This is a genomic window from Dellaglioa sp. CoH-55-MRSF-8 (assembly GCF_056782195.1).
In genome coordinates, this window is the sequence record NZ_JBXAYH010000010.1 from 1 (window position 1) to 19,898 (window position 19,898).

Here is a 19,898-nt window from a genome sequence, read left to right on the forward strand (position 1 = left end):
GGACATACAAAAATCCCTCCATGATTATCGGATGAAATTATATTATTTCATCTGACAACCATAAAGGGATTATTACATCACTCAATCTGAAGTTGTTGGAACCTTTTTAAGTTTTTCTTTAAGTCGCAATAAAAAATTTTAAGAATACTTGTGCAATACTAAAATAAATTAACACAGAAGTTAAATCACTCAATGTCGAAATAAATGGCCCTGATGCAACTGCTGGATCAACACCAATTTTATCCATTAAAATTGGTATAAAACTACCCGCTAAATTTGCCACCGTAATAGCGCACATCATTGCAAGTCCTATCACCATCCCGAGAACAAAGTTACCCTTCCAGAGTCCGACAATTAAAGTGACGGAAATACCCGTTACAACCCCAATTACTAATCCAGTGAAAACTTCACTTATAATTAGTCTAAGCACACTTTGTTCATTGTCATCTTTTACAGCTAGGCGTCGAACAGCAACAGCTAAACTTTGTGTTCCGGCATTACCGGCCGTTCCTGTAATCAATGAAATGAAGACAGCTAAAATACTTGCTTCACTCAGTAACCCTTCAAAATGACTAACTAAACTTGCCGTTGACATACCTAAAAATAATAACGTTATCAACCATGGCAAACGTTTTGATGCTGCTTTAAATGGATTTTCTGTTTGATCTTCAGTATCGACACCGGCCAAACCAGAGTAATCCTCAGCCGATTCTTCATCAATAACATCAATAATATCATCAACAGTAATCACACCAATTAATTGTTCATCATAATTTGTAACTGGCATTGCTAAAAAGTTATAATCCCGAATCATCTTGGCAACGTCTGCTTGATCGTCATCAGCTTTAACAGACATAACTGGTGTCGTCATGATATCTCCAATTAACGCCTTCTCATTACTCATTAATAAATTACGTAATGTTACAATCCCCATCAAACGCTGATCATTATTAATAACATAATCATAGTAAATTGTTTCCGCATCACTTGCTTCTTCTCTTAAAGTACGCATTGCAGAACTCACTGTTTGATCTGAGGTTATTGAGGCAAAATCAGTTGACATAATAGCACCAGCTGTCTTATCTTCATAATGCAGCAGACTTTTTATTTCATAGGCCTTATCTTTATCCATCAGACCTAAATATCTCGCTAATTTATGCTGATCCAGTTGTCCCAACAGGTCAACCTCATTATCAGTGTACATATTATCTAATAACTCAGCCACATACTTTAGAGACATTTCATCAAAATATTTAACAACATCTTCCGGATCATCTTCAGCGGCATCAAATGTGTCACTCAATTCCTTAGGCGTCAGGTACTGATACACCTTTTGGCGTTGCTCTTTATTAAGCACTGAAAAAATCTCAGCTTGCTCATAAACATGCAAATCTGTAAATTCATTGTGAAAATTATATTGTTGATTCTTTTCAAGCGAATCAATAATTTCTTCAGTTTTTATTTGGTTATATTTTTCTGTATCCACCATGATGAATACCTCGTTTATTTTTTATTTATAAATTTTTGCATATCCGATGCAAGGTGACTCTGAACATTTATCTGTTCATGTGTAAATGGTTGATAAAACTCAATTTCACTACAGTGTAGCGCTTGGCGTTGCATTGGCATAATTATATGCCCACCATACAATGTATCACCAACTAAGGGATGCCCTGTGGATGCAAAATGAACACGAATTTGATGTGTTCTCCCCGTATGTAATTGGATTTTATATTGACTAATACCTTTTACAGATTTCTCTAACCAATACTCAGTTAAAGCTACTTGACTACCTTCCCCATGGCCAACCTGCCTCTTAATGAATGATTCTGGATCACGCATAATTGGCTCATCAATTGTCCCATGCGGAGTTTCAATCTGTCCTTCGACAAATGCTGTATAGTACTTTTTAATTAGATGATTTTGTAACTGTTGATCCAATAAAGCGTGAGCAAATCGATGTTTAGCAAACAATACTAACCCACTCGTATCACGATCAAGTCGCGTCGCAATATGTGGAATAAAATCATTTAAATGTCGATTTTGATAATAGCCTGCGACACGATTAATCAAGGTATCCTCCGGATGTAAATATGAAGGAATTGAGGCAACATGTGCTGGTTTATTAATAATTAAAAAATCGCGATCTTCAAAAACGATATCAATTGGTACAAACGATTTTTTTAATTCATTTTTATTTTTCTCAGCTGGTAGAACAATACTCACTTTATCATTTGTTTGAATGAAGTCAATTGCCCACTGCTCGTTATCGTTGACTAATAGCTTACCACCACAATACTTAAGCGTTGCAAGTAATCGCCTAGATACACCTTCATTTTTCAGAAAAGTCTTCACTTTTTGAGGAGACGTCCCTGTATACTGCCAATCAATCTGCATAATCACTACCAATAAACGCCTCATTTACACGTTTCCAGAAATTATTATGTCGATATTTGGCAAAACAAATGTGTTCCTTCGCTATTTTATATTTAATTGCCTTAATTTGCCGATTATGATAGATTTCTTGGTCTATACTAAAAACAAAGTCACTGCTTTGTGTTGGTTTCAGTGTAATCCAATCATTTGAAGCCACAATAACTGGTGAGCTTAGCGTCCTAAACACACGATTGTTAATAGACGCAATTTCTGCCATTTGTATTGACTCGAGTTCGGGATGAATAACCGCTCCACCAACCGATTTATTATAGGCAGTAGATCCAGTAGGCGTAGAAATGCACAAACCATCTCCACGAAACTTTTCAAATAACTGATCACCAATATAAACATCCGTTACCATTGTATTGTTAATCCTTTTTAAGGTTGATTCATTTAATGCAAGAAATCTTTCTGATTCTGCATCAAAATAATCAACTTTAACATCTAATAATGGATAATTAATTGATTGTTTATTATCTGATTGGAGACTAGTAACTAAATCTGAAATTTCATCATCTCGCCAATCCGTATAAAAACCTAAATGCCCTGTATGTACGCCAACAAATCTAATGTTTTCAAGGTTATCTTGGTAATGTTTGAAAGCAGAAAGCAAAGTTCCATCCCCACCAACCGTAATCACAATTTCAGGATGACTATTATCAATTACGATATGTGCATCCGTTAGTTTTTGATACAGTTCTTTACCAACTTTTTGCGATTTTTCCCCATCATTTTCGAAAATAGCAACTTTCATTCGTAACCCTCTTTTCCTGACGCCCATGATACCTAATGTTTATTTTTTGTTTAAACCCTTACCATAAAATAAATGCTGCGCTTCTTGAATCTCTTCTCTAATTTCGGACATTTCAGTGTCTAATTTAAACGCAGCCTCTGCTGCCCGTTCGAGCCGTGCATTTAATTGGCTAGGAAATTCTCCTTGATATTTATAATTTAAAGAGTGCTCAATCGTTGCCCAAAAATTCATAGCTAACGTGCGAATTTGAATTTCAACAAGTACATTTTTTTCTCCATTTATCATTTGAACCGGGTACTTAAGTACAATATGATATGAGCGATAACCGCTCGCTTTTTTATTAGTAATGTAGTCACGTTCTTCTACAACGGTCATATCATTTCGAGAACGTAATAAGTCAACAACCTGATAAATATCATCAACAAATTGGCACATAATGCGAATACCCGCAATATCTTGCATGTCAGTTTCTAAACGTTCTTCAGAAATTTGACGTCGTTCAATTTTCTCTAAAATACTATCAACTGATTTAACCCGACTTGTCACAAATTCAATTGGCGAATGTTGACCAATACCCGTGAACTGTTTTCTTAAACCACGCATTTTTATTTTCATTTCTGAAACGGCCTGTTCATAGGGTCTAAAGAAATATTTCCAATCTTCTACCATTTTATCACTCTATTCTATTATTCAATTTACTCATCTCATTTTAGCATAAATTAGTGATTCAGTTCCGAATTAACCTCACAATGTTACCAAATCTTTCAAAAAACAAGTAATTTTAATAATATCTGTTATTAATTAAGTGTTAATAATTGAAAAAAAAAAAAAATTTGGTAAAGTGGTAATAGTTATTAAAACAGAAATGAAATCAAACCCCACACGATTTTAAATCTAATCACTATAATTGGAGGAGTACTCTTGCTAGAAATTTATTTATTTGTCAACCCATTAGGTACAAAATGCTTCAAATCTGAACAAAAGGTTTTAGACTTTATTCGTCTATCTCCCCAAAAAATCTCATTCCAATTTGTACCCATGTTAAACATCCAAACAGTGCACAATGTCATGATTGAAAAAAATCTTGATACACGTAACTTAGCGCTTCGAAATGTGTTATCTGGGTCAATTTACCAAGCCGCTTTAGATTATAAAGCAGCTCTTTTTCAAGGAAAAAAACGTGGACGTGATTTCTTAATGGCAATTCAAGCGGCTTTAGTTCAAGATAGCACTTGTTACTCAGAAGAGCTCATTCAACGAGTTGCTAAAGAAGTTAACTTAAACTGGGAAATGTTTAATGAAGATAGACATTCAGTGTTAGCAAAAAAATCATTTAAAAATGATCAAAAAATTGCCAATGATATGAACGTTACAATGCATCCCACAATCGTCATTAATAATATTGATGGTCTAGACTGTGGTGTATCCTTCCCAGATGCTGATTTAGTAGATATTTCGAAAGTTTGTGCTGGTGATTTTAATATTCAAAATGACTTACATCAAGCAATTAACCCTCAAAACCAACTATACGTTTTATAAAATAAAAATACGTAGCTTAGTTTTTTAACTAAGTTACGTATTTTTTATTTCTCTAAGATTTGAGGTAATAATGCCTCTAATTCATTCAATCTTGCTTCAAATACAGCAAATGCGTTAACTAGATATGCTGACTTAGTCATATCTACACCTGCTTTTTTCATGACATCAACTGGAAAATCTGAACTCCCAGCTTTCAAATAATTCAAATAGTTTTCTAATGCATCAGGTTTTCCACTAGTGATTCCCTCAGATAAAGTGGTTGCAGCAGCAAACCCTGTTGCATATTGATAGACATAATAATTATAATAAAAATGCGGAATTCTTGACCATTCCATTGCAATTTCTGGATCACGTTCTAAACTCTCTCCATAATATTTTTGATTTAAATCAGCATAGTATTTAGACAGTTTATCAGCCGTTAGTGGGTTTCCAACCGCGTCTTCCTCATGAATCCAATGTTCAAATTCTGCAAATTGTGTTTGACGGAAGATAGTTCCTTTAAACCCGTCTAAATAATAATTAAGTAAAAATGCCCTAACCTTAGGATCTGTTTGAGTCTTTAATAAATAATGTGTTAACGTATTTTCATTAGTTGTTGACGCAATTTCTGCTAAAAAAATTGGATAATCACCATACAAATAAGGCTGATTATGATGCGTATAGTAACTATGAATACTATGTCCCATTTCATGTACCAATGTATAAAGATTATTTACATTATTTTGCCAGTTTAATAACATATATGGTGCTGTATCATACATACCTGATGAATAGGCACCACTTCTTTTACCTTGATTTTCAACAACATCAATCCAACGGTTATCAAATGCCTCTTGAACATGACTTAGATAATCAGGTCCCATTTTATCTAAGGCTTTTAATGCCTCACTTTTCGCTTCATCATACGTGTAACTTAGTGCGGGTTCGCCTGTTATTGGTGTATATAAATCGTATGAATGTAATTTTTCAACTTTTAAAATTTTCTTACGTAATGCAACATAACGGTGTAACAACGGTAAATTCTTATTAACCTGCTCAATTAGTGTATTGTAGACAACTTCAGGTATCTGATTATTTGATAATGACGCATCTCTGGCACTTTTATAATGTCGAACTTGTGCACTATAGTTATGAACTTTAACATGGCTTGAAAGTGTTGAAGCTAGTGTGTTTTGAAATTGACCATAGACTTCATATAATTTTTTAAAGGCCTGTTCTCTAACACTTCTAGAAGTTGATTCTAGAAGGACCCCATAAATACCTTGTGATAATTGAACATCATTACCTTGTTCGTCTTGAACAACTGGAAATTTCAAATCAGCATTGTTCAGTATTTCAAACGTTTTAGAAGAGGCGCTAAATATATCCCCTGCTCCAGCTAAGAGCGTTTCTTCAGCATGCGAAAGGACATGATCCTTCTCCAATAATAAACTATCAAAAAAATGACGATAGCCTTTTAAATCAGGATTATCAGACATAAATTGCTTTAAAGTATCCTCTGGTATCGCAATAATTTCAGGTTCAAACCAAGAAATAGCAGCCGATACCTTAGCTGCCAAGGCGCCAGCCCTTGAATTTAAAGCTTGATATGTTGAATTTTCTGTATCTTGATCATTTTTTAAATTCGCATACACGTATACTTTTTCGAGCATCCGTTCAAGCGCCAAAATAGCTTCTAATCCACGTAACATTGTTGTACTATCTTGACTCAATGTACCTTTAAAGTTAGCGATAGTTACTACAGATTCTTCAATTTTTTTGTAATCCTCTTCAAATAATGAATCTGAACCATATATTTTTTCTACATCCCACGTTAAATTTTCTGGTACCTCTTCACGCTTTGGTAATTGCTTAGCTACTGTCATAAAAAGCCTCCGAATATCGTTTATTTACTCCTATAAGATAACATATTTTTAATCAAAATTTGAAATAAATGTATGCCTCAACTGTAAATTTTCCATTTTTAGCGATATATCACTGGACCATACAATCTGATTGTCAATTCGATAATTTTCGGATTCTTTAATTGGTATTAAAATATGATTTTTAATTAAACCCTTAATATATGCATTATTAACTTGTTTAATTGCTAGATGACCAACAAGTGGCATTTCAAAAAGAGTTTTTGTGATTTTTTGTTGCAGGTTAAATAATAACTCAAGCTCTTTTTTCGAAATAACATCAGTGGTATATTTTTGCAAATCTAAAATAACTCGAATTCTCCAAAAAAAGTCATCATGTCGATAGATTGGCGGAAGACGCGTCTGACTCAAGCAATATATCGGAAATCCCATAAAATAATATCGCTGCATGTAGCAAAAATCAATCTGTTGCTTTAAATAATGATTCAAATAATAACAATTTTTCTCTAACTTAGTCAATTGACGGAACAAGTCTGCTGGTGACAAATTCAAAGTTTTATTCCTACAATTATTTTTGATAAATACCATTAAGTCTGTTACATCATTAAATACTTTTGTGCAGTAACGAATACCATATAAATTTTCAAACCATAATTCATAATTTAAAATTAAACACTGTCGCTCAGTATCGATAAATACTAAGAAATAACCAATATTTTTATGGAAATTTATAAACATTGCTTGTTGTTGTGTTAATTTTTTATTTAAACGATGTTTCATCCCTAGAATCCAAAAAATACGATACCCATTTTGTTTATAACCGTCAGTCCTTTTGTTAAAATCTTTTAGCGTCAACGGACTGCATTGGTACTCTACGACTAACTGGCTATTTTTTAAATTTATTAAAACATCCGGTCGTTGCTTTAGTTTAGGCAAATATTGCTCAATATCTGCTCTTTTATGTCTTTTTTCTGCCCACATTTTAATTAAATTTTTCCCTGTGACATGTATTTTCGTTTCACCTTCTGAAAAAAAATGACATGACTTTTTAAAATGAGCAAAATGAGCTTGTTTTTGCGGGCCTTCTTTAAAGACAACACGCTCTCCGCAACCAGGACAAAAATATTTATTGTTTTGCTTAAAATTTATTGCGCATACCAACTCATCTACGTGTTCTTGTTTTGCAAATATCATTCAAATTACCCCTTGTTACAATTTAAATACGCAAAAAAACAAACTAACCTTTTTCGATTAGTTTGTTTATTTAAAGTATCTTCTTGCCTCAGAGAGTGCGTCAGATGACATAATCTTTTTACCACGTTCTTCCATAAATGGTCCTGTCGATGAGACAACCTGTGCATACTCTAATGCGACAGCTATATCATTTTCGATTGTTTCTTTTGTTGTATTATCTTTATCAAAAATTAGTTCTAAAAAATATTTATTTTGGACTTTAAATAAATTGCTTTGTGTATTTGTTGGTCTAAAAATTTTAGCTAATTGAATAAAATCTTCGAAGTCCCCAAATTCAAACATTCTTGTTTGAGCAGATTTTTTATAACCCGATCCAACAGTATCTTGTGAGTCATTGTCACTGTCTTCAAGCTCAGCTAATCTATCTTTTATAAAGCTTCCTAGATCATCATTCTCAGATAAATCAGAAATGTTTATTTCTTTCGGATTTTGCGTCTCGTCTGGCTTTCCACGACTGATAAATAACTCCAAGCCATCTCGATTAGGTAATACCTGGAAGGTAACTGCTTCATTATTTTCAAATTCATGTTCCGTGTCTACTTCGCGTAAAATACTATAAAAGAAATCTTCAATTTGAGTTCTATTACCTAATAAATCTAAAACAGTAATACCTCTTTTAGATAAATCTTCATCTTCAACTAAAACACGAATTGTATTTTCATTTATTTTTTCCATTTTCATTACTAATCACCCATCTTTCTGATAACTTGACCTTAATTCTATCTAAAATTTACTATTTGTAAAGTAGTTTAAACTAAATAAAAAAAATTCAGGAATGCGTCTTCCTGAATTTTACCATGTTACCTTATTAAAAACTAATGTTTCAATATTATTTAATTTTAAATTAATTAAAATCCAGCAAGTAATTGTGCCTTTTGTAATTCTAAAGCACGTACATCCCTTGGTAAGAAGCGACGAATTTCGTCTTCGTTATATCCAACCTGTAATCGTTTTTCATCTAGAATAATAGGACGACGTAATAAACCAGGATTATCTTGAATTAATGAGAATAATTCTTGAAGTGGTAAATCGTCTAAGTCCATATCTAGTTCCTGATAAACTTTTGAGCGTTTAGAAATAACTTCTTCTGTTCCATTTTCAGTCATTTGCAAAATTGTTTTAATTTCATCAATGTTGAGAGGCTCAGAAAAAATATTACGTTCTTGGAATGGAATATTATTTTCCTTAAGCCATGCACGTGCTTTTCGACAAGATGTACAACTTGGTGAAGTATATAAAGTTACCATATGCGCTCTCTCCTTTTAATAAAAAATTTATCAATTCCTATAAAACAATTGTAACTTATTATCAAACAAATTACTACCATTTTATTAAAAAAATTTACTAATTAATATTTTTACTAATAATACATTTAATTCATTTGTGTTCATTATTAAATGATTAAATGACATCATTTTTGATATTGTTTTTTATATTTCGAGTATGATATTACATATATTTTATAGTTATTATTATTTATTGAATGAAAAATAATTTGCTATCTCAATTATTTAATATACTTTACACTCGATATATACTTACTAAAAGTACGTAACACGCACTTAATCGTTTATTTGCAACAATCTTATCATTATTTTATTTTTCAAAAAAAAGATACATATTGTTAAAAAAATTTAACAATATGTATCCGATTACAAAATTAGTTCTAAATATTTTTTTGCGAGTATTATATCGATATTATTGCCAGCTGATAATTCAGCTTGTTCTTTTAATAATTCGTGGGAACCATTTGCTGGTAAATGCGTTAAAATTAATCTTTTAGCATTATTTAAACGAGCAAACTTTCCAGACTCGGTAGATGTCATATGCCATTTTTTGCCAATTTTATCATCAAAAAAGTTTGTATCGGTCATTAATATATCTGCATTTTGACTAATTTCATTTAATTTTTCGTCATACGCCGTATCAGCTGTAAAAACAAAGACCTTCCCAGTTGCCCGTTCCGTTATTCTCATAGCATATGTAGGCACTGGGTGAATTGTTTCTAAAAATTCAAAAGTAAAAGGCCCAATGTCTATAACTTCTTTATTCTTATATCCTATTCCAATTGTCGCATTTGCCCAAGTTAATTTTGCTAATGCTTCTTGATCAATAGATGGCCCATAAATAGGAAGTGGTTGCTTCACTTGTTCACCGTTAATCTGCCAGCTATACTGTAAAACGCCGACATCTGCGATATGATCCTGATGATAATGTGATAAAACAACTGCATCTAACTTCAAGGAATCTAGTTTAGGTTCTAGACTAAGCATTGCTCCACTTCCACAGTCCAACAATAAATTAAAACCATTACTCTGAATTAAATATGAACTAGTTCCAACTGTATGGGCAGGATAACCCCCATAGAATCCTAAAATTGTCAACTTCATTTTTAATTGTCCTTCCTGTTACTTTTGACTCTATTATACCTTTTTTTGGGCTATACTTAATAATGAATTAAAGTAAATGGGAGATGTATCTTTGTTAAATCATATAAACACAGCATTAGGCGCTGAATATTTTTTAAAGTCTATAATTCGAAATAATCCATCCCGATCATTTATTCTACTTAATCCAATTAATAAGTACAATAATTCTTACTTATTAGACACATCAGATGATAATTCTATTTTCTACTCTGGATTAGACTTCCGTGTTCGATATCATGTAGGAATGGATTCATGGCAAGGTTTTTATCATTTTAAATATATTACTTTGAGCGATGAAGAAAGTAAAGTTTACTTAGCTCAAGTACAAACTTTTATTAATGAACAAACAAAACCAACTGGTATCATTTCTTTTTACACATTACAGTCTTTATCTAAAGGTTATAATTATGTTTTTTTAACAATTTGGAAGCAACAATCTGATTTTATTAATTGGCGTAAAACGTCAAATTATAAACAGTTAAAGTACTATGAAAGTGAGTTTCAAATTACTCCCATAGACGCAGTGTATTCTGTTAATGAATTAATTAATATAAAAGATTAATCCAATTAGTTAAAAACAATCCGTATTCCACAAACGATATTAATAGCTAATTAATGACTCAAACAAGTCATTAATTAGCTATTTTTTTACAATAGTTATTCCCCAAAAATGTTTAATTTCCAACCAAAAAATAGCCTAAAAAGTTTTCTAACTTTTAGGCTATTAATCATTTAACCGTTCTTAAACTCTGTTATTTATTATCCGATTCAACACTCTCACGGTAATTAAAAATAAGCCTAAATACATCACATAGAAGGTCCCCCAGAAGAAAATGAGAACATTTAGGTTAGGTTGATCAAATAATGCGACATAAATATTAAAAGTAAATATTGCTTCTATCGATCCTAAAATAACCGGAATTAAAAATAAACTGGCTGTTTGCTGATAAATAATTCGCTTAATCTCTTTTTTGGTCACACCTAGACTTTGCATTAGTGAATAAGTTTTTTGATTTTGTCTAAGATCTATCATTTGTTGTAACATTAAAATACTACAAGTTGCTAATACTAAAATAATACTAATAAAACATGCTATATAAATATAAAACCCATCTAATTCGTTAACATTTTTTTCAACTTGATTTCTCACACCCAAATTTCGATAATGGTAGTTTGACTTAATTTGATTAGAAAATTTATAACGGACATTCGATAATGTTGTCCCTGTCTGCTGCAAATAGGTCTGTTCTTTAGATTGATTATCTAATTTATGTCCGAAATCATTTTTAGATTGTGCAAATTCCTGATAATTTTTAATATTAATAGCTGTAAGTCCATATTTTGTGTTGCTATCAACACGTTTGTAGACACTATCTTTAACAATTAACAAATTTTGAATGTAATGTATTTCACCATACGGAAACGTACTTAAGTATGTTTTTATCTTTAATTTGTTCATTGATTTTTGCTTAAATTGAATGAGCTGGTTATCATCATTAATTTGATATCTTGCTAACTTGTGTAAAATCATAACTGTCTCATTCGATTTAATCTTAATCGGTTCTAAATCATCTTGAATTTTACGCGCATGATTATAATCTGTTTCTGACATTATTGTAATTGGCACAATTTTAGCTTCACTTTGATTATTTGCTTTTAATTGAACACTTGTTTTCATCGGTACAATTTTAAGATGTCCACTTACTTGCTGTTTCACTATTAAATTGTTTTGTTTTAATACTTTTTTTACAGTTTTTAAATGATAATCGTCCGTAATAAAATGAGCTGGTGCCACTTGATCAATTGTTTTTTGGGAATATGAATACAACGTAGCCACTCCAATAAATACAGATAAAGAGAACATTATTAATAAAGTCATTAAACTTAAGATGACCTTATTTTGTCTTAAACTGACTTTTAAATTAGAAAAAGCAAGTAGCCTACCACCCCGATACATAAAATGTCGCCATTTTTGTATCATACTTATCATTATCGGCACCAAATAATTAAAAATCAAAAGAGTCCCTAAGATAATCATAATTGCAATAATCAATACTGCTAAAAAATAATCATTTTTACGTAACCAAACATTAAAAATAGGTCCCAAATTTTCAAAATTTACTGCCATAAATAAAGGTACAATAATAAAAAAGATACTAATGATAGCCATAAATCGTTTAAATGGTCCAAATTTTTCGACACTGGCATTATCACTATTTTTAAACAATGAAACTAATTGTTTACGATAAATAACACTTGCATTAACAGTTGACATCATTAAAAAGATAACGTTAAAGATAACTATTGTACTAATTAAACTATGCCAAGATATAATAATATTGGTATCTGCCACAATAAACATAGCCCTCAACAAAATCATAGCAAATAATTTAGAAAAGATCGCACCAACCACTAAACCAATCAGTAATGCTATATTACCTAGAATTAAATTTTCAATAAATAGCATTGTCGCAATTTCTTTTTTTTTCACTCCAAGAAGATGGTAAACAGCAATTTCTTTTTCTCGCCGTTTCGCCACAAAAAGATTAGTGTACATCATGAAACAAGCAATAAAAATCAAAATTAAAAAACTACTAATACGTAAAGTAACAGAAATTGGTAACTCTACGCGCGCATTTTGTGTTAACTCTTTGTTAATTGACATTGACAAAAATGAAAAATAAACTGTAACTGCTATCGCACTAGCAATAATGTAAATTAAATAATCCCATAAACTGCGCCAAATACTTTTAAAAACAATATTCACTAGTGGTTTCATTGCTTTCCCCCACCAATAGCTGCTTGCATATCAATTATTTTTTGGAAAAATTCTTTTCTAGAGCCATCTCGCCTAATTTCGGCAAAGATATTCCCATCTTTAATAAAAATAATTCTTTTACAATAACTAGCTGTAAATGCATCATGAGTTACCATCATGAGCGTCATCTTTTGCTTTTCATTCACGTCTGTTAAATACTTCAATAGTTCCGTAGCTGCTTTTGAATCTAGACTTCCTGTCGGTTCATCTGCGAATAACATTTTGGGTGCCGTTATAATAGCTCGTGCAACTGCAACCCTCTGCTGTTGACCAATTGAAATTTCATTTGGAAAATGTTTTAAAATATTATTTAAATTTAAAATATTAGCAATATTAGCAAGTTTTGCCTCAATTATTTCTACATTTACTTTATCCAATGCTAAGGGCAAAATTATATTTTCCTTGATAGTCAACGAATTAAGTAAATTAAAATCTTGAAAAATAAACCCTAACTGTTGTCTTCTAAACTCAGACAATTTTTTTTCATTATATTGTGTTATATCCTGGTTATCTATTCTAACATGTCCAAAAGTTGGCTTATCAATAGTCGACATCATATTTAATAACGTCGTTTTTCCTGCACCAGATGGTCCCATAATACCAACAAATTCTCCTGAATCAATTACAAACGAAATATTATCAATTGCAGTCGATCTATTAAACTTCATTCCATAAATTTTTTTAACGTGATCTACTTCAATAAATGTCATAATTTCATTTCTCCTATTACCAAGTATTATCCTATATATAGGATAATTACGCCAATATTTATTTACGCTTTTTATCTATTTGAATTTAATGCTAAAAACCGGTATTGTAGGGTAAATAGTTCTTACTTTAAAGAGGTGATAATATGTTTAGTATAATGATTGTTGAAGATGATAAAACAATTGCCAACATTACTGCAGATAGTCTAGCAAAATGGCGATTCAACCCTATTTTAATTAATAATTTTAGTGAAATTGATCTTGAATTCATTGAAAAAAAACCACATTTAGTTTTATTAGACATTAATTTACCCGATTTTGATGGCTTTTACTGGTGTAAAAAAATCCGTGAAATATCAAATGTACCAATTATATTTATCTCAAGCCGAAATACCAATATGGATATGGTTATGGCAATGAATATGGGTGGCGATGACTTCGTAAATAAACCTTACTCAATGGAAGTTTTAGTTGCAAAAATTTCTGCATTATTACGACGCACTTACAATTACGCAGAAATGGGACCAGAAACACTCGAGCATAATGGCCTTTTTTTGAATTTACAAAATGGAACTGCAAAATTTAACGATAAAATTATTGATTTATCAAAAAATGAGTACCAGTTACTGCAATATTTAATGCGTCAGACAGGGAAAATTGTTAGCCGTGAAAAATTACTTCGAGAACTCTGGGAAGACGAACATTTTGTTGATGACAATACGTTAACCGTTAATATTAATCGCGTTCGTAAAAAAATAGCACAAGCTGGATTACCCAATTTTATCGAGACAAAGGTAGGACAAGGTTATCTTATCCCTTAGGAGACACTAATGACATTTTTTAAGTACATTTCAGATAGAATTACAACAATCATCTTTTTCCTTCTAGTTATTCTCTTAATTAATCTTGTATTGTGGTTTGATCCATTCCATAACATTGTTTTATCTACATTATTATATATAGATATTCTGGTAGTTATTATATCAAGTATTTTTGTTGTAACACGTTACTGGATTAATCATCAATGGTACCAAAAATTTAAATTACCAATTGATCCAGCAACAGCAGATTTATTGATTCCTATTAATGGTGCACATTCCAATGAACAACGTTTATATCAGGGTTATGTTAATGCCCTATTAAACAATCATCAAATACAAATAAATAATATCTTGTCTAAACAACAAGAACAAGAGGATTTTTTAAATGCTTGGATTCATGATATTAAAGTTCCCTTAGCTGCTATTCAGTTACTAATTGAAACATCTGATGGCAAGCTATCTGAAAAACAAGTCATGCAAACTGAAATTGAATTAAAAAACATTGAAAATTTTGTTGAACAAGTGATTTATTATTCTCGTTTAGATAGCTTTTCAAATGATTATTTAATTCAAGATGATTCACTAAAAAAAGTAGTTAATCTTGTCATTCGGGATAATATGAACTTATTTTTTTCAAAACATATTCGTTTCGTTTTTAACAGTACAGATATTTCCGTTCTAACTGATTCAAAATGGCTACGTTTTATCTTAAATCAAGTGATTACCAATTCATTAAAATACACACCAAATAATGGTGAAATCGTTATTTCTCTTAAAGATACTGAAAAAGAAACGATATTAGCCATTAAAGATAATGGCATTGGTATCCCGAACGCAGATTTAGCTCGCGTTTTTGACAAAGGATTTACCGGGAATAACGGGCGTCAATTCAACCAAAATGCAACCGGATTAGGCCTTTATTTAGCAAATCAACTAAGTCAAAAATTAGGTCACCAATTAGAAATTGAATCTCCAAAAAATGAAGGTACTACAGTTAAAATTATATTTCCTAAACTTTCTTATTATAATGATGAAATGGGCGAAATTCTTCGCTAGGAGGGTCTATCATGTTATCAGAAATTGAACTCGGTTTTACAAATATTAAAGATATTGATCCTAATATTATTGTAGATTTACGCTATGCTACAAAAGACAACTTTACTAACCAAATTATTTATGACTTTTCTACAGCAATCGCTAGAACAGGAACAGCTAAGAAACTTGGTATCGCAAGTCAATTACTCAAAACTCAAGGCTATCGTTTAAAAATTTGGGACGCCTACAGACCAGTCTCTGCTCAAAAAAAATTATTTGACGTTTATCCCGATCCTAATTTTGTAGCGAAGCCAAATCCTAATTTCAGTCATCAAAAAGGCGTGACATTTGATTTAACTATCTGTGATATGGATGGCCACGAGCTTAACATGCAAAGTGAATTTGACGACTTTTCAGAACGAGCTGGAAGAAATTATAAACGAACACCTCAACAACAAATAAATTACGATATACTAAATAACGCTATGATAACTGCTGGTTTTATCGGATATTCTGAAGAATGGTGGGACTATAGAGATTCTGATATGAATGACTATTCACCACTTATCGCGAATCCAAATGATTATTAAAAAAACTTGTCACAACACCTTACATACAAGGTATTGTGACAAGTTTTTTATCTTAACAATTTATCCCAGAGAATAACTTCACCCGCAATTAATGATTTTTGAACATCAATAATTCTTTGATTTGAGCTACCTCTAAATTGCAAAGTTAAATCTTTTTTTGGTAATTCGAATCGACCGTCGACTAAAATATCAATCTTTGAAAGTAATTCAAGTTTATCATCAGATTCAAGCATTAATTCATCCCATGTATAACCAGTCCAAGACCAGATATCTTTCGTCCATCCATAAGTATCATGAATACGATTCACTAAGCTTAAACAAACCTGCGTGTTAACAAAAGGCTCTCCGCCTAATAAAGTTAATCCTTGGCAATAGTCTTCGCTTAAATCAGTTATTATTTGATCTTCAAGCTCTTTTGTATATGGTGTCCCATATCTAAAATTTTGCGCTGCCTTATTATAACAACCCGGACAAGCAAATAAACAGCCACTAACGTATAAACTACAACGAACCCCTTCACCATCAACAAAATTAAATGGTTTATAAGATGCAATATACTGTTGGCTTAACTCACTGGCAATCCATTCTTTAGGTTTCGGATTTCGTGGTGCTTTAACTCTCTTTTGTCGTTCCATCATCAACCATTCCTAAAGTCATATTTTTAACACGAGAAGCAATTTCTTTATGACGTCCATGAACCATCGGACGTTGCTGTGGATTACCTAAGTATCCACATGTCCTTTTAACAACATCACATGTTTTTGGATCATGATTTTGACATTTAGGGCATTCAAATCCTCGTTCAGTTGGGTTAAATTCACCATCAAAACCACATTTATAACAATGATCAATAGGGGTATTAGTTCCTAAATAGCCGATTTTATCATAAGCCCAATCCCAGACTGCTTCTAAAGCCTTAGGATTTTGACGTAAATTTGGGTATTCACAGTAATGAATAAATCCACCTGATGCATATTTAGGATATTCCATTTCAAACGACAATTTTTCAAACGGAGTTGGATTTTTCCTAACGTCATAATGAAAACTATTTGTATAATATTCCTTTTCTGTAACATCTTTAATTTCACCAAATTTTTCAGTGTCTAATACACAGAAACGATCTGTTAAGGATTCACTAGGAGTTGAATAAACACTAAAATGATAATCGTATTCATCTGACCAATCTGTACAATACTCCTTGAGGCGTTTAACGATGTCAATCGTAAAATTATGCGCCTTTTCATTTTTTTCCCAATTAGGTCCAAAAAAAACAGTTCCAACTTCATATAGTCCAATATAACCTAATGAGACCGTAGCGCGACGATTCTTGAATAAATCATCAACATCTCCGTCTGCTTTTAACCTTTCGCCAAAAGCACCATGTTGATATAGAATGGGTGCATTCTCTGGGATAGCTTCCTTGACACGGTTAACTTTAAAGACTAATGCCTCTTTACAAACCTGCATCCTCTCTTTAAAGATATCCCAAAATAAATCAATATTACCTTCGGATTCCAAAGCAATTCGTGGTAAATTAACTGTAACAACGCCTAAATTCATACGCCCAGAATTGACTTCATTACCATTTTTATCTTTCCATCCTTGCAGAAAGCTACGACAGCCCATAGGTACCTTGAAACTGCCCGTAAGCTCTTTTATCTTGTCATACATTAATATGTCAGGGTACATTCTCTTCGTAGCACAATCAACAGCTAAGGCCTTAATATCGTAGTTAGGGTCCCCATGTTTAAAGTTTAAATCCTTTTTTATTGTAAATACTAATTTAGGAAATATTGCCGTACGATGCTCACGACCTAATCCTTTTATTCTAATTTTTAAAATTGAGATTTGAATTTCTCGTTCAATCCAACTTTCACCCAACCCAAAACCTAACGTAGTAAACGGCGTCTGTCCTTGCGAAGAGAATAAAGTATTGATTTCATACTCTAATCCTTGCATGGCATCATAAATATCTTTGCTTGTTTTAAGTTTAGCAAATTCTATCTGTTTTATTGGATTCCCAATCCATACTTTTGCATCTATTAAATGCTTCTTATAATTTAATTCAGCAAATGGCGCTAGTAACTCATCCACCCTATCTGCAGAACAACCACCATACTGACTTGAGGCTACATTAGCAATAATTTGTGCCATTTGCGCAGTTGCGGTCTGAATTGAATGAGGACTTTCAACTTCAGCATTTCCTATTTTAAATCCATTTGTTAACATCTCTTTAAAATCAATCAGACAGCAGTTAGTCATAGGACTCCAGGGTGTGTAATCTAAATCATGATAATGAATTGAACCACGTAAATGTGCTTTAGCTAGTGATTCAGGCATTAATTTTAATCCCAAAGTTTTACCCACTGTCCCAGCCGTCAAATCACGTTGTGTATTGAATACATTGCTATCCTTATTAGCATTTTCATGAACAATTGTATCATCTTTATTTAATAATTTATCCAAACGACCAGCTGGATCAGTTTGCTCTTTCCACAATTTTTCATCATTTATTCTATATTCCTGAAAGCTATCCAATGCATCACGGTAGCCTAATTCACGATATGTAGCTATAACTAAGCCATACATCGTTTGGGCATTAATTTTTTGATAATTACTTAATTTATGTAATAGTAATTCCTGATAGCTTTCTTGATTTTTTTTACTATTTAATCGACGCAAAGTACTACTTAAAACTTTACGTAATGCAAAATCAACTTTTCGACCATCACGCTTTTCAAATATGTCAGGCACTTGCATATCTAACTTTACCTCTACTTTTTTCATAAGTGACCTTCCTTTTCTTACAGCAATAAATATATGTTACTTGATTATCCTCTTAAAAACAACAATATATAGTGTACAACAATATATACTATCTATATATTGTTGTACACTATGATTTACTATCAAGATGTTTGAAATGTAATTAAAAAGTTAGACGTATATATATCAGTTAAAAAATTATTATATGATTTCAATACCAGAATATTTTATACACTTAAAAATTTATACCAAAAAAACTCTAATTATTAAGTGATTAGAATTTTCATACTATTATCCACCAACAACAGTTGACGAAGAGCCAAAAAAGTTCAACAAAAGCTCAACTTTCTATAATTTCGTATTATTCTTCATAATTTAGCGTACAAAAAAAGCCCAATCAATGGGCTTTCATGTTTTCTAATACTCTCTATAATACTTAATAATACCGGTGATCGGGGTCGAACCGATACTCCATTGCTGGAACTGGATTTTGAGTCCAGCGCGTCTGCCAATTCCGCCACACCGGCATAACTCGTGTAAGGCGGTAACCGGATTTGAACCGGTGATGAAGGTTTTGCAGACCTCTGCCTTACCACTTGGCTATACCGCCATATTAATTATTACTTGATATAACCTTATAAAAGGCGACATGTGGGAATCGAACCCACGCGTGCCGGAGCCACAATCCGGTGCGTTAACCACTTCGCCAATATCGCCAAAACAAAAAATGGCAGGGGTAGTAGGAATTGAACCCACACTGACGGTTTTGGAGACCGTAGTTCTACCTTTAAACTATACCCCTATAAAAAATGGAAGAGAGTGGATTCGAACCACCGAACCCGAAGGAGCGGATTTACAGTCCGCCGCGTTTAGCCTCTTCGCTACTC

18 protein-coding genes and 4 tRNA genes are annotated in these 19,898 nt (G+C 32.1%); 5 read left to right on the plus strand and 17 right to left on the minus strand.

The genetic code is table 11. The features are described from left to right. Nucleotides 1-118: 118 nt before the first annotated feature. Genes mgtE through yjbM form a run of 4 tightly spaced genes read right to left on the minus strand, consistent with a single transcriptional unit; the run spans nt 119 to nt 3,859 of the window. Nucleotides 119-1,486 (minus strand): magnesium transporter, encoded by a 1,368-nt coding sequence (gene mgtE, locus AC1RPW_RS07350; RefSeq protein WP_481761981.1) that lies wholly within the window; start codon nt 1,484-1,486, stop codon nt 119-121. A 17-nt stretch (nt 1,487-1,503) separates the two neighbouring features. Then, a complete protein-coding gene (locus tag AC1RPW_RS07355; protein WP_481761982.1) occupies nt 1,504-2,397 on the minus strand; it encodes an RluA family pseudouridine synthase in 894 nt (297 codons plus the stop codon). After that, nucleotides 2,387-3,190 carry an NAD kinase gene (locus AC1RPW_RS07360; protein WP_481761966.1) on the minus strand — a complete coding sequence of 268 codons (804 nt, stop codon included), beginning with the start codon at nt 3,188-3,190 and terminating at the stop codon, nt 2,387-2,389. The genes AC1RPW_RS07355 and AC1RPW_RS07360 overlap by 11 nt, the downstream gene beginning before the upstream one ends. Before the next feature lie 39 nt (nt 3,191-3,229). After that, nucleotides 3,230-3,859: a GTP diphosphokinase gene (gene yjbM / locus AC1RPW_RS07365; protein ID WP_481761967.1), complete on the minus strand. Its 630-nt coding sequence runs from the start codon at nt 3,857-3,859 to the stop codon at nt 3,230-3,232. Between the two features lie 252 nt (nt 3,860-4,111). On the opposite strand from yjbM, the gene AC1RPW_RS07370 reads away from it, so the two are divergent. Continuing rightward, a complete protein-coding gene (locus AC1RPW_RS07370) occupies nt 4,112-4,729 on the plus strand; it encodes a DsbA family protein (RefSeq protein WP_481761968.1) in 618 nt (205 codons plus the stop codon). A gap of 44 nt (nt 4,730-4,773) precedes the next feature. Here the strand turns inward: AC1RPW_RS07370 and pepF are convergent, their stop codons facing one another. The 5 genes from pepF to AC1RPW_RS07395 form a co-directional block, all read right to left on the minus strand. After that, a complete protein-coding gene (gene pepF, locus AC1RPW_RS07375) occupies nt 4,774-6,594 on the minus strand; it encodes an oligoendopeptidase F (RefSeq protein WP_481761969.1) in 1,821 nt (606 codons plus the stop codon). Between the two features lie 48 nt (nt 6,595-6,642). After that, nucleotides 6,643-7,785, minus strand: a complete 1,143-nt coding sequence (locus AC1RPW_RS07380; protein WP_481761970.1) for a competence protein CoiA — start codon at nt 7,783-7,785, stop codon at nt 6,643-6,645. Between the two features lie 66 nt (nt 7,786-7,851). After that, the gene (locus AC1RPW_RS07385; protein WP_481761971.1) at nt 7,852-8,526 is read right to left on the minus strand and encodes an adaptor protein MecA; all 675 of its coding nucleotides are present in this window, start codon (nt 8,524-8,526) and stop codon (nt 7,852-7,854) included. Nucleotides 8,527-8,693: 167 nt separating this feature from the next. Beyond that, nucleotides 8,694-9,092, minus strand: coding sequence for a transcriptional regulator SpxA (spxA, locus tag AC1RPW_RS07390; RefSeq protein ID WP_481761972.1), 399 nt, complete (start codon nt 9,090-9,092; stop codon nt 8,694-8,696). 405 nt (nt 9,093-9,497) lie between these two features. After that, nucleotides 9,498-10,235, minus strand: coding sequence for an MBL fold metallo-hydrolase (locus tag AC1RPW_RS07395; protein ID WP_481761973.1), 738 nt, complete (start codon nt 10,233-10,235; stop codon nt 9,498-9,500). A gap of 91 nt (nt 10,236-10,326) precedes the next feature. On the opposite strand from AC1RPW_RS07395, the gene AC1RPW_RS07400 reads away from it, so the two are divergent. Next, nucleotides 10,327-10,836, plus strand: coding sequence for an antibiotic biosynthesis monooxygenase (locus AC1RPW_RS07400; protein WP_481761974.1), 510 nt, complete (start codon nt 10,327-10,329; stop codon nt 10,834-10,836). Nucleotides 10,837-11,016: 180 nt separating this feature from the next. Here the strand turns inward: AC1RPW_RS07400 and AC1RPW_RS07405 are convergent, their stop codons facing one another. Together AC1RPW_RS07405 and AC1RPW_RS07410 are read right to left on the minus strand one after the other, a co-directional pair. Beyond that, nucleotides 11,017-13,053 carry an ABC transporter permease gene (locus AC1RPW_RS07405; protein WP_481761975.1) on the minus strand — a complete coding sequence of 679 codons (2,037 nt, stop codon included), beginning with the start codon at nt 13,051-13,053 and terminating at the stop codon, nt 11,017-11,019. Further along, entirely contained in the window at nt 13,050-13,805 is a 756-nt protein-coding gene (locus AC1RPW_RS07410) for an ABC transporter ATP-binding protein (RefSeq protein ID WP_481761983.1), read from the minus strand. Before AC1RPW_RS07410 ends, AC1RPW_RS07405 begins: the two co-directional genes overlap by 4 nt. A 140-nt stretch (nt 13,806-13,945) precedes the next feature. Here AC1RPW_RS07410 and AC1RPW_RS07415 point away from each other — a divergent pair, with 140 nt between their 5' ends. Genes AC1RPW_RS07415 through AC1RPW_RS07425 form a run of 3 tightly spaced genes read left to right on the plus strand, consistent with a single transcriptional unit; the run spans nt 13,946 to nt 16,245 of the window. Beyond that, nucleotides 13,946-14,620 (plus strand): response regulator transcription factor, encoded by a 675-nt coding sequence (locus AC1RPW_RS07415; RefSeq protein ID WP_481761976.1) that lies wholly within the window; start codon nt 13,946-13,948, stop codon nt 14,618-14,620. 9 nt (nt 14,621-14,629) lie between these two features. After that, nucleotides 14,630-15,676 (plus strand): sensor histidine kinase, encoded by a 1,047-nt coding sequence (locus AC1RPW_RS07420; protein ID WP_481761977.1) that lies wholly within the window; start codon nt 14,630-14,632, stop codon nt 15,674-15,676. Nucleotides 15,677-15,687: 11 nt separating this feature from the next. Further along, nucleotides 15,688-16,245, plus strand: coding sequence for a M15 family metallopeptidase (locus AC1RPW_RS07425; RefSeq protein WP_481761978.1), 558 nt, complete (start codon nt 15,688-15,690; stop codon nt 16,243-16,245). A 47-nt stretch (nt 16,246-16,292) separates the two neighbouring features. Here the strand turns inward: AC1RPW_RS07425 and nrdG are convergent, their stop codons facing one another. The 6 genes from nrdG to AC1RPW_RS07455 all read right to left on the minus strand — a co-directional run bounded on the left by nrdG (nt 16,293) and on the right by AC1RPW_RS07455 (nt 19,813). After that, the gene (gene nrdG / locus AC1RPW_RS07430; protein WP_481761979.1) at nt 16,293-16,883 is read right to left on the minus strand and encodes an anaerobic ribonucleoside-triphosphate reductase activating protein; all 591 of its coding nucleotides are present in this window, start codon (nt 16,881-16,883) and stop codon (nt 16,293-16,295) included. Next, nucleotides 16,858-19,032, minus strand: coding sequence for an anaerobic ribonucleoside-triphosphate reductase (gene nrdD / locus AC1RPW_RS07435; RefSeq protein WP_481761980.1), 2,175 nt, complete (start codon nt 19,030-19,032; stop codon nt 16,858-16,860). Before nrdD ends, nrdG begins: the two co-directional genes overlap by 26 nt. A 422-nt stretch (nt 19,033-19,454) precedes the next feature. After that, nucleotides 19,455-19,538 (minus strand) — tRNA-Leu (locus AC1RPW_RS07440). 12 nt (nt 19,539-19,550) lie between these two features. After that, nucleotides 19,551-19,621 (minus strand) — tRNA-Cys (locus AC1RPW_RS07445). Between the two features lie 33 nt (nt 19,622-19,654). Then, a tRNA-His gene (locus AC1RPW_RS07450) sits at nt 19,655-19,727 on the minus strand. A 12-nt stretch (nt 19,728-19,739) separates the two neighbouring features. Beyond that, nucleotides 19,740-19,813 (minus strand) — tRNA-Trp (locus tag AC1RPW_RS07455). Nucleotides 19,814-19,898 lie beyond the last annotated feature (85 nt).